General features: G+C 60.7%; 16 protein-coding genes. 6 read left to right on the top strand and 10 right to left on the bottom strand.

Features of this window, described 5'->3' with window-relative positions; translation table 11 throughout:
- Positions 1-126: 126 nt before the first annotated feature.
- The 7 genes from HX855_RS31650 to HX855_RS31620 all read right to left on the bottom strand — a co-directional run bounded on the left by HX855_RS31650 (position 127) and on the right by HX855_RS31620 (position 3,414).
- Complete coding sequence (locus tag HX855_RS31650; protein ID WP_309139827.1) at positions 127-336, bottom strand: HopJ type III effector protein; 210 nt, start codon at positions 334-336, stop codon at positions 127-129.
- Positions 337-479: 143 nt separating this feature from the next.
- Complete coding sequence (locus HX855_RS31645; RefSeq protein ID WP_177091342.1) at positions 480-818, bottom strand: HopJ type III effector protein; 339 nt, start codon at positions 816-818, stop codon at positions 480-482.
- Entirely contained in the window at positions 811-1,107 is a 297-nt protein-coding gene (locus tag HX855_RS31640; protein ID WP_008432302.1) for a DUF1244 domain-containing protein, read from the bottom strand. The genes HX855_RS31645 and HX855_RS31640 overlap by 8 nt, the downstream gene beginning before the upstream one ends.
- 5 nt (positions 1,108-1,112) lie before the next feature.
- Complete coding sequence (gene folX / locus HX855_RS31635; protein WP_177091340.1) at positions 1,113-1,502, bottom strand: dihydroneopterin triphosphate 2'-epimerase; 390 nt, start codon at positions 1,500-1,502, stop codon at positions 1,113-1,115.
- Between the two features lie 2 nt (positions 1,503-1,504).
- Entirely contained in the window at positions 1,505-2,065 is a 561-nt protein-coding gene (gene folE / locus HX855_RS31630; RefSeq protein ID WP_177091338.1) for a GTP cyclohydrolase I FolE, read from the bottom strand.
- 20 nt (positions 2,066-2,085) lie between these two features.
- Entirely contained in the window at positions 2,086-2,796 is a 711-nt protein-coding gene (folM, locus tag HX855_RS31625; RefSeq protein ID WP_177091336.1) for a dihydromonapterin reductase, read from the bottom strand.
- Between the two features lie 57 nt (positions 2,797-2,853).
- A complete protein-coding gene (locus tag HX855_RS31620) occupies positions 2,854-3,414 on the bottom strand; it encodes an antibiotic biosynthesis monooxygenase (protein WP_177091334.1) in 561 nt (186 codons plus the stop codon).
- A gap of 215 nt (positions 3,415-3,629) precedes the next feature.
- Between HX855_RS31620 and HX855_RS31615 the strand changes: the two genes are divergently transcribed.
- Positions 3,630-4,586, top strand: coding sequence for a MerR family transcriptional regulator (locus tag HX855_RS31615; RefSeq protein WP_375140100.1), 957 nt, complete (start codon positions 3,630-3,632; stop codon positions 4,584-4,586).
- A gap of 2 nt (positions 4,587-4,588) precedes the next feature.
- Here HX855_RS31615 and HX855_RS31610 read toward each other — a convergent pair whose 3' ends face one another.
- On the bottom strand, positions 4,589-5,194 hold the full coding sequence (locus HX855_RS31610; RefSeq protein ID WP_177091332.1) for a hypothetical protein: 606 nt from the start codon (positions 5,192-5,194) through the stop codon (positions 4,589-4,591).
- Positions 5,195-5,252: 58 nt separating this feature from the next.
- On the bottom strand, positions 5,253-5,720 hold the full coding sequence (locus tag HX855_RS31605) for a PAS domain S-box protein (RefSeq protein WP_177091330.1): 468 nt from the start codon (positions 5,718-5,720) through the stop codon (positions 5,253-5,255).
- A gap of 113 nt (positions 5,721-5,833) precedes the next feature.
- Between HX855_RS31605 and HX855_RS31600 the strand changes: the two genes are divergently transcribed.
- Positions 5,834-6,289, top strand: coding sequence for a flavodoxin (locus tag HX855_RS31600; protein WP_003208486.1), 456 nt, complete (start codon positions 5,834-5,836; stop codon positions 6,287-6,289).
- On the opposite strand, the gene HX855_RS31595 is transcribed toward HX855_RS31600, so the two are convergent.
- Positions 6,270-7,166 (bottom strand): LysR substrate-binding domain-containing protein, encoded by an 897-nt coding sequence (locus tag HX855_RS31595; protein ID WP_076015003.1) that lies wholly within the window; start codon positions 7,164-7,166, stop codon positions 6,270-6,272. The two genes, HX855_RS31600 and HX855_RS31595, sit on opposite strands and share 20 nt — an antisense overlap.
- A gap of 99 nt (positions 7,167-7,265) precedes the next feature.
- On the opposite strand from HX855_RS31595, the gene HX855_RS31590 reads away from it, so the two are divergent.
- From HX855_RS31590 to HX855_RS31575, 4 genes are all read left to right on the top strand, one after another.
- A complete protein-coding gene (locus tag HX855_RS31590) occupies positions 7,266-7,652 on the top strand; it encodes a CidA/LrgA family protein (protein WP_177091328.1) in 387 nt (128 codons plus the stop codon).
- The gene (locus HX855_RS31585) at positions 7,642-8,328 is read left to right on the top strand and encodes an LrgB family protein (RefSeq protein WP_177091326.1); all 687 of its coding nucleotides are present in this window, start codon (positions 7,642-7,644) and stop codon (positions 8,326-8,328) included. The genes HX855_RS31590 and HX855_RS31585 overlap by 11 nt, the downstream gene beginning before the upstream one ends.
- Positions 8,329-8,493: 165 nt before the next feature.
- On the top strand, positions 8,494-9,276 hold the full coding sequence (locus HX855_RS31580; protein ID WP_177091324.1) for a class II aldolase/adducin family protein: 783 nt from the start codon (positions 8,494-8,496) through the stop codon (positions 9,274-9,276).
- Positions 9,276-10,178: an alpha/beta fold hydrolase gene (locus tag HX855_RS31575; RefSeq protein ID WP_177091322.1), complete on the top strand. Its 903-nt coding sequence runs from the start codon at positions 9,276-9,278 to the stop codon at positions 10,176-10,178. Before HX855_RS31580 ends, HX855_RS31575 begins: the two co-directional genes overlap by 1 nt.
- Positions 10,179-10,338: the final 160 nt, after the last annotated feature.

Genomic DNA, 10,338 nt, shown 5'->3' with positions numbered 1-10,338 from the left:
CACCGCAGTCCAGAAGTGTTAACCCAATCACTGTGGGAGCTGGCTTGCCTGCGATAGCGGCGTTGGCTGACACACCGCTATCGCAGGCAAGCCAGCTCCCACATTAAACCGGGTTATCCAATTGAATCAGCGGCGGGTCAGTGGCTGCGCTGCGAACTTCACACCCGCCAACCCATGCTCGATCAGCGCACGAATATTGCCGTGGTCACTGCCCTCGGGTGTGGCCAGTACCGAACGGTAATGCTCGCCAAAGGCCAACAGCGCTTTCCGGTTAGAAGGACGCTGCGTTCTAAACCCTAGAAATAAAAAAACCGGCTGCGAGGCCGGTTTTTTTATGTCCGCGATTTATGTCGCACCGCAGTCCAGAAGTGTTAACCCAATCACTGTGGGAGCTGGCTTGCCTGCGATAGCGGCGTTGGCTGACACACCGCTATCGCAGGCAAGCCAGCTCCCACATTAAACCGGGTTATCCAATTGAATCAGCGGCGGGTCAGTGGCTGCGCTGCGAACTTCACACCCGCCAACCCATGCTCGATCAGCGCACGAATATTGCCGTGGTCACTGCCCTCGGGTGTGGCCAGTACCGAACGGTAATGCTCGCCAAAGGCCAACAGCGCTTCCTGGTCGCTCAGGCCTTCCAGCAACGCCAGGCCCAGGGTCTTGCACGAACCTTCGTTCTGCCCGGCGGCGTTTTCCACGCTGCCGTTGGTGAAGGCTTGTGGCTGATAGTCGTAACCGGCGGCAACAAAGGCCAGTGTATCGGCGAAGGCGTGTTCGCCGCTGTTGAGGCGGGCGCGCAGGGTGTTCAGGTCAGTCATGGGTTTTTCCTTTGGCGAATGCCGCTTGCTGTTCGGCACTGGCTTCTTGCTGGTATTGGGCTTTCCACTCGGCGTACGGCATGCCGTACACCACTTCACGGGCGTCATCGAGGCTCAGCTCGATCTGGCGCTCGTCGGCCTCGGCCTTGTACCACTTGGACAAGCAGTTACGGCAGAAGCCCGAGAGGTTCATCAGGTCGATGTTCTGCACATCCTTGCGGCTGTCCAGGTGGGCCACCAGCCGGCGGAAGGCGGCGGCTTCGAGTTCGAGGCGTTGTTGATCGTTCATGGTGCTCACTGCAAAGGTAAGGGTTGGCGGCTGGCCGCCAGGGTGATCGACACCGACTCGGCAAAACGCAGCGCATGGGGTTTGTCGACTTCGACTTCGGCGTACAGCACCGACGTGTTGCTCATCACCAGGTCGAGGATCTCCTGGGTCAGGCGCTCCAGCAGGGCAAAGCGGTTGCCTTCCACGTGGGCGATGATGGCCTTGGTGATGGTGCGGTAGTTCAGCGCGTGGTCGATGTCGTTGTCGCGTACGGCTTCCTGGGCGGCATACAGGATGGTCAGGTTGATCAACACATCCTGCTTGTTGAGGATTTCGTCCTCGTTGATCCCGATAAACGTGCGCAGGCACAGGTCTTTGACCCGGATGCGCGCCATGCCTGGCTGAAGTTGTGGCATTGCTACTTGCTCCGTCCAATCAATTGCAGGAACTCCATGCGCGTGGTGTTCGACTCGCGAAAGGCGCCGAGCATCACCGAGGTGTTCATGGTTGAATTCTGTTTTTCGACACCGCGCATCATCATGCACATGTGCTTGGCTTCGATCACCACCGCTACGCCGGACGCTTGGGTGACGTGCTGGATGGCGTCGGCGATTTCCCGCGTGAGGTTCTCCTGGATCTGCAGGCGTCGGGCGAACATGTCGACGATACGCGCCAGCTTCGACAGGCCGAGAACTTTGCCGGTCGGAATATAGGCCACGTGGGCCTTGCCGATAAAAGGCAGCAGATGATGCTCGCACAGCGAATACAGTTCGATGTCCTTGAGGATCACCATCTCGTCGTTGTCGGAGGCAAACAGTGCACCGTTGACGATTTCCTCAAGGTTTTGCTCGTAGCCATGACACAGGTACTGCATGGCCTTGGCGGCTCGCTTTGGCGTGTCGAGCAAGCCTTCGCGCTCGGGGTCTTCACCCAGGCCCTTGAGAATTTCGCGGTAGTGGTGGGGCAGGGATAAAGTCATACAACATCCTCGCAAACGGCTTACTTGATATGCCGCCCGCCGTTGACGGTCAGGGTAGTACCGGTGACATACGGGTTATCCAGCAGGTAACGCACGCTCTGGTAAATCACCTCGGGGCCGGGCTCGATGCCCAAGGCGGCCTTGGCCAGTACCTTGGCGCGGTAGGCCGCGTCATCGCCCTCGTTGAACATCACCATGGCCGGGGCAATGCCGTTGACCTTGATCTGCGGTGCCAGTTGCGCGGCAAACGACAGCGTCAGGCTGTCGAGCCCGGCCTTGGTGGCACAGTAGGCAATGTGCTGGCGGCTGCCCTTGCGGGTCACGTCATCGCTGATGTGCACGATATCCGCAGGGGTGGAGCGTTGCAGCAAGTCAGAACAATGCAGGTTGATCAGGTAAGGCGCAAGCATGTGCACGCTGAACATGTCGGCAAAGGCACGGCTCTCGTCGCCGGGCGTTTCCGCTTCCCAGGCCGAGGCATTATGAATGATCGCCCGCAGGCTTTGGGTGTGTGTCTTCAGTTCGTCGATGAACGCGAGAATACCGGCCTCACAGGAAAAGTCGGCAAACAGGCCAACTGCACCGCGCTCGCGCAAGGTGTGCACGCCGGGACGGTCGCTGCGGTAGCTGAAAATCACCGGCTGCCCGTCGTCCAGAAGGCGCAGGGCGCAATGCAGGCCGACGCGCTGGCCGGCACCGGTGATCAGGATCGGGGCGGGAGTTGAAGGCATGGGAGGCTCGAGTCGCTGGCAGGCTAAAACTATACCAGCGAGCGGCCTCCCTTGTACTCAAGCGGCGGCTTCGGTCGGTTTTACGCGGGCCGGCGTGGGGTGCAGCCAGCTCGCGAGCAGGTGTGTCGACAACGGAATAAAGAAGTAAACCATCAGCGGGGTGAGTGCGAGGGTGCTGACCAATACGCGGCTCAACAAACCCAACTCGCTGAGCAGCGGCTCAAGGCCGAAATTGAACAGCAGCGACACCGGGAAAAACGCCAGCCAGATCGCCACGGCCTGTTTCCAGCGCGGCGGTCGTGCCGCAGCGGCGCCAAACCAGCCGTCTATACCGCGTACGCGATGCTCTGACGGCGCCGCAAACAGCTCACTGCCACGACCCAGCCATGCGCTGCGGGACGCAGAAAACTCCCACGCATGCAGGGTTTTTTCGTCGGCGAAGCGGAAAATAATCTGGAATTCATCATCGTTGGGCGGCGGTGCAAGCACGCCGGAGCCCAGGTAACCGGGAAAGTCCGTGGCCAATTGCTCGCCTTCGCGCAGCCAGGCCATCAACTCTTCATAACGACCTTTGGCCACGCGACGCGCAACCATCAGGGTAACGGGGGAGGTAGACATTGTGTATCTCCATAAGGATCAGGTGCGCTGGGCCGGGTAGGTGGCGCACGAACGAAGCTGCGGGGTAAGCAGCCACGTTGAAAAAACAGGCAAGGATTATTCCTGTTTTGAAAAAATACGCCAGCGGCACTGGTCGGTTAACCGAAGACCTTGAATCAGACAGTTGTATGGGCGTTAAATAGGATCCAACTTTCCCCCGAAGAATCAGTGCCCTGATGTCCGTAATGACTGCCCCCCTCCCTGATATGGCGCATGGCAATCCTGCTGATTCCGATGAGTTGTTTCCGATTCGCGAAGTGGCGAGATTGACAGGCATCAACCCCGTCACCCTGCGCGCCTGGGAGCGGCGTTATGGGCTGATCCAGCCGGTTCGCACCGAAAGCGGGCACCGTCTGTATTCGCGCACGGATATCGAGACCGTTCATCGCATCCTTGACTGGATCGAGCGCGGCGTGGCGGTGAGCAAGGTCGGTAAGATCCTTGCCCGCGATGATCAGCCTGCCGGGAAAGGGGCCGTTGCGCCCTTGGAGGCTGCACACGAATGGAGCCAGTGGCAGCAGCAACTGCGAACGGCCGTCGGTGCCTTCGACGACCGGCAGCTGGACCGGTTGTATGGCCAGGTCTTCGCGGCCTACCCGGTCGCGGTGGTTTTCCAGGACATCCTGATGCCCCTCTGGCAGGAACTGTTGCGTCACCAAGGGCTTTTTGGCCAAACCAGCGAGTGGCTGTTTTTTGATGGCTTCCTGCGCAGCCGCACCTGGAAACGCCTGCAGACAGGCTGTGCCTCTGGGGCTCCACGGGTCTTGCTGGCGGCCATCGCCGGGGAATGCCGAGAGCTGGAGCTGTTGGTCGCAGGCCTGTTGATGAGCGGCGATGAGTTAGCGGTCAAGGTCCTGAGCGTGGGCCAGCCGATCGATGAATTGACGCTGATTTGTGAAAAAACCAAGCCGCAAGCCCTTGTGGTGTTCTCCAATCACTCGCCCACCCACGAATTTCCCCGGCGCCTTGAGCGACTGGCCTTGACCCTGGATTGCCCGTTATTGCTGGCCGGCGATGCGGCGGAATTGGCGCAGGAGCAACTGCAGGGGTCGGTGGTCGGCTGTCTGGGCAATGACGGGCGATTGATGCAGCGCCGCCTGCAGCAGTTTGTGCGCGGCAGCCTGGACAGCTGATTTCAGGCGTGGACTTCGGGGTGAAACAGGCGGTGTTGCTGCAGGATAAATTGGCGCAGGCGCTCGGTTTCATCCACGTCATGCTGGCTTAAGCGGTAGGCGAACAACCCCCGGGCATTTTCCCGCTCCAGGGTGCCGCGCACCGAGATGCGCTCGTAGCCAGACGGGCTGAACCACAGGGAAAAGGTTCTGGGCGCCTTGATCCGCCCGCGAATCTCCACCAGCAACCCCTTGAACGACACCTCATGCACCCACAGTGCCGCAGGCTGCCCCTTGATGTTTTCCAGCGGCACCGGTTCTTCAAGCGCCAGGCGCCAGGGGCGGATCATTGGGCCGTCTTCGAAAATGCTCGGCACACCCAACCGCAAATGCACGGCATGAAACTCGTCTTCCACCAATTGCAGTGGAAAGCTCATTTGCTGGTTGTCGAATTGCGCCTGCAGGGTGACATGGTCATGGGCGGCCAGGCGGGTGAGCAGATCACGAATCTGCGCACCGCCGTTGACCGTCAGGCTCGACGACGCGTCCCGCACGTTGAGTTGCGGGTTATGGTGCATGGTCTGAATAAAATCCAGCTCGTCCTGCGTCAAAAGCGCGTCGCGTTGCATTGATCTTGCTCAAGGCTGAGGTATTAAAACGCCATTATCTCTCTAAAGACCGCGGTTTCTAGTTTTTGTTAGATCCGCTCGTCGCCTTGAGGGCGGACAGCTCGGCCTTGAGGTCGGCCAATTGGGTCTCCAGTTGCGCCACACGCTGCTGGGCCTTGACCTGAAGCGTCACGTCCTTCTGCACGCCGACGAAATACGTCTGCTTGTCGGCCGGGTTGTAAACCGTTGATAACGACAGCTCATTCCAGAAATGAGTGCCGTCCTTGCGGTAATTACGCAGCACTTCCCGGCACGAACTGCCGCTGTCCAGGGCTTCGCGAATTGCCATCAGCCCTGGTTGGTCACGGTCGCCGGCTTGCAGGAAGCGGCAATCCTGATAGAGGATTTCGTCGAGGGTGTAGCCGGTCATGCGCTCGAAGGCCGGGTTCACGTAGATCAGCGGCTTGTCCTTGCCTTCGCGCTCGGCAACCACGATGCCGTCGTTGGAGGCGTTGATCACCAGTTGCATCAGCTTGGCGTTAATCATTGAGCGGTCCATGGCTTGTCTTGGGAATTTGCAGTTTAAGACATGCCGGCAGCCTGTCCACTTGTCCTAGCTGTTAATATCCCAGGCTTTTAGTCAGTTACAGGATCAGATTGATGAAAGTCGCCATCCTTTCCGGCTCGGTGTACGGCACGGCTGAAGAAGTTGCCCGCCACGCTGCCAGCATCCTCAACGCCGCCGGTTTCGACGCCTGGCACAACCCGCGTGCCACCCTGGCTGACGTGCAGGGCTTCGCCCCCGAGGCTTTTTTGGCGGTGACCTCCACCACCGGCATGGGCGAATTGCCCGATAACCTGCAGCCGCTGTATTCGACCATTCGCGACCAGCTTCCGGCTGCCTGGCGTGGCTTGCCAGGCGCGGTGATCGGTCTGGGCGACGCCAGCTATGGCGACACCTTCTGCGGTGGCGGCGAGCAAATGCGCGAATTGTTCGCGGAACTGGGGGTGCATGAAGTGCTGCCGATGCTGCGCCTGGACGCCAGCGAAAGCGTGACCCCGGAAGCCGACGCCGAACCCTGGCTGGCCGAGCTGGTCACTGCACTGCGCGGTTGACCGGGAACTCGCGCAATAACGCCAGCCAGGCCTGGGCGGCTTTCGACAGATAGGCGCCCTCACGCCAGATAAAGGCAATGTCCCAGCGCAGGTATTCCGGCGCCTTGAGCGTGAGACGCACCACCCCGGGCCGCACCAGGCCCCGGGCGACCACGCTGGGCAGCAGCACCACGCCCTGGCCGGCGGCCACCAAGGCGGCGAGAAAATCCGCCTGGCCACTGCGCCCGCTTTCCTTCGGGGTAAAGCCCAGTTGCTGACAGGCCTGCAGCAGGCGGTCGTTCAACACAAAACTGCGCTGGTACATCAGGAACGGCGTGTCGGCCAATTCCTCCAGGCGGATCTGTGCGTTATCCGCCAGGGGATGGTCCATCGGCAGCAGGGCGTCCAGCGGCTCATCGCAGAAGGCTTGCCAGGCGAATGCCGGGTCGCTGGGCATCAGGCTGCCGCCCACTTCCAGTTCGCCACTCAGGATCGCCTGTTCGATATTGCGGCTGCCGCCTTCCAGCAACTGAATGGTCACATTCGGGTAGCGCCGCCGGTATTCGGCAAACAGCCCGGCGAACAGCGTGTCACCGCCCAACTGCGGCAGGCCCATGCGCAGCTCGCCGCGGGTCAGCTGGTTCAAGTCATCCAGCTCGCTGAGCAACTCGGCTTGCTGGCGCAGCATCGCCTCGGCCCGCTGCAACACCACCTGGCCGGCGGCCGTCAGGCGAATTTGCGAACCGAGGCGATCCAGCAGCGGCGTGCCCAGGCTTTGCTCCAGTTGGGCCACCTGCTTGCTGACGGCGGACTGGCTGATGTGCAGGGTTTTGCCGGCCTGGGTAAAACCGCCCCGATGGATCACTTCGACAAAGCTGCGCAGCTGTTTAAATTCCATCGACCTGATTCCAGTTTGGAATAGTTTGCAGTCTAACAATTCGCTGTGGGGATGCCAGAGGGCTCTCTAAAATGGGAGCCCTGCGAGGACCCAAAGCCCATGAAACGTTTCACCTTCAAAGTCGTCGGTCGGTTGTTGACTGAACTGATTGTGCTGTTGGCTATTTATTTTCTGGGCTGCCAATTGGCGGCCTGGCTGAGCTGGCCTATTCCTGGCGGTGTGGTCGGCCTGGGCCTGTTGCTGCTGACCTTCGCCACGGGCCTGGTGAAACCGGCGGCCCTGCAATTGGGCGCCGGTGTGCTGATGGCGGAGATGCTGCTGTTCTTTATTCCTGCATTGATGAGCCTGCTGGACTACGGCGGCCTGGTGCGCCACGACGGCTGGCGGATCATGCTGGTGATCGGCTTCAGCACCTTGTCGGTGATGCTGGTGACGGCCTTTACCGTGGAATTCGTGTGCCGCTGGAAGCTGCGCCATGAAGCTTGAACTGATGCCGATGTTCTGGCTGGCGCTGACCCTCGGCGCCTATGGTTTCAGCCGCTGGATCTACCGGCGCACCGGGCGCTACCTGTTGTCGCCGCTGATTCTGGTGCCCGCCCTGTTGCTGGCGGTGGCCGTGCCCATGAAAACCGCCTACGCCGAATATTCCACCGACACCCACTGGCTGATGCTGGTGCTGGGCCCGGTGACCGTGGCGTTCGCGATTCCCATCTGGCAACAGCGCCAATTGCTGATGCGTCATTGGTCCGCCCTGTTGCTGGGCATGGTGGCGGGCAGCGCGGCGTCCATCGCCACCTCCTATGGCCTGGCCAAGGCGCTGGCCCTCGACAGCTCGGTCACCCTGTCGTTGGTGCCCCGTTCGATCACCACGCCGTTTGCCATGCCCGTGTCTTCCGACCTGGGCGGCGTGCCGGAACTGACGGCTGTATTCGTGATGTTCACTGGTGTGTTCGGCGCCATGCTCGGCGGCGTACTGCTCAAGTGGCTGCCATTGCGCACGCCCCTGGCCCGCGGTGCCCTGTTTGGCGTGGGTGCCCACGGCGCGGGTGTGAGCCGGGCCCATGAAGTGGGCGGGGAGGAAGGCTCGGTGGCGGGGCTGGTGATGGTGCTGACCGGGTTGCTCAACCTGTTCGCGGCGCCTTTATTGGCGTCGCTTCTCTGACGCAATTTCAACAAATCGAAACTATGCTCAGGACTGACCCGTTCGGTCATCAAGCTGGCTGCCAATGCAACTACGGCGGGGTCCAGGTCTGACTAGACTGCCTCTTCTGCCTGGATTGCCCCTTCACTCAAAAAAATAATAAAACGCGCCAAGGAGGTCATTGCCGTGAGCCTAGCCACTGTTCAATCGACACACAGCGTAAAAGATCAGGTCAGCGCTGCCGAATGGCAGACCCGCGTCGACCTTGCCGCGTGCTACCGCCTGGTCGCGATGCATGGGTGGGACGACCTGATTTTCACCCACATCTCGGCCAAGGTGCCGGGCACCGAAGACTTTCTGATCAACCCCTACGGGCTGATGTTCCACGAGATCACCGCCTCGAACCTGGTGAAGGTCGACCAGGCCGGCAACAAGCTGATGGCCAGCCCCTACGAGGTCAATCCGGCGGGCTACACCATCCACAGCGCGGTACACGAAGTGCGTCACGACGTGGTCTGCGTCCTGCACACCCACACCGCTTCCGGCATCGCCGTTTCTGCGCAGAAACAGGGGGTGTTGCCCATCAGCCAGCAGTCGTTGTTCGTGCTGTCCAGCCTGGCTTACCACGCCTACGAAGGCGTGGCGCTGAACCACGAGGAAAAGGCCCGCTTGCAGGCGGACCTGGGCGAAAACAACTTCCTGATGTTGCACAACCACGGCCTGCTGACCTGTGGGGGCACCATCGCCGATACCTTCCTGATGATGTTCACCTTCCAGCGCACCTGCGATATCCAGGTGATGGCGCAGAACGGTGGCGCTGAATTGATCAGCATTGCGCCACAGATATTGGCCGGTGCCCGGGCGATGATCGCCGGGGTCACCAAAAGCGCCCAAGGCATGGGCGGCGCGCTGGCATGGCCGGCGTTGCTGCGCAAGCTGGACGCACTCGACCCCGGGTATAAAAGCTGATGCCACTCGCCGAGATTCCGCTGCGTATCTGGCGCCAGCGCGCCCAGAGCTTCGAGTTTCGCGGCCGCACCATTCGTTACTGGGTGGCGGGGCAGGGCGAGCCGTTGCTGCTGATCCATGGGTTCCCCACGGCCAGTTGGGATTGGCATTACCTCTGGCAGCCGTTAGCCCATCGCTATCAGGTGATTGCCTGCGACATGCTGGGGTTTGGCGATTCGGCCAAGCCGCTGGACCACACGTATTGCCTGCTGGAACAGGCGGATTTGCAGCAAGCGTTGTTGGAGCATCTTTGGGTGCAGCAGCCGGTGCATGTGCTGGCTCATGATTACGGTGACAGTGTGGCGCAGGAGTTGTTGGCGCGGCACTACGAAGGGCGGTTTCAGATGGCCAGCTGTGTGTTTCTCAACGGTGGGTTGTTTCCTGAAACCCATCGTCCGGCGTTGGTGCAGAAACTGTTGCTGAGCCCGTTGGGGTGGATGATCGGGCGGGCGTTTGGGCGCAATGCACTGGCCAACAGTTTTGTGCAGATTTTCGGGCCGGCTACGCGGCCGAGCGAGAGTGCGCTGGATGATTTTTGGAGTTTGATCGAGAGCCAGGATGGGCCGCGGATTTTGCATAAGTTGATTACGTATATTCCCCAGCGCCGGCAGCAGCGGGATCGGTGGGTGGGGGCCATGCAGCGGGGGGAAGTGCCGTTGCGGGTGATTGATGGGGAGGTTGATCCGATCTCTGGTGGGCACATGGTTCAGCGCTATCGTGAACTGGTGCCGCGTGCGGATACGGTGTTGTTGGCGAATATTGGGCACTACCCGCAGATTGAGGCGCCGGTGCAGGTGTTGAAGCATTACCTGGCGTTTCGGGAGGGGCTTGGGGTTGGGGCTGCCCGGGTGGCTTATTCTTGAGGTTTTTATGGTGTACATATCCGTTGTTTAGGTAACGGCCACCTATGGTTTCGCTCTTACAGCGGGTCACTTTGGAAAAGCCCCAAAGTAACCAAAGGGCTCTGCCCCGCCTGTCGGCGCCTCGCTTAGGCTCGGCGTTCCCTCACTCCGGCTTTGGACC

Origin of the sequence: Pseudomonas sp. IPO3778 (assembly GCF_013386825.1) — a bacterium.
Classification (GTDB): Bacteria; Pseudomonadota; Gammaproteobacteria; order Pseudomonadales; family Pseudomonadaceae; genus Aquipseudomonas.
Note: the sequence above shows the minus strand (reverse complement) of the source record. Positions and strands in the feature narration are given on the sequence as shown.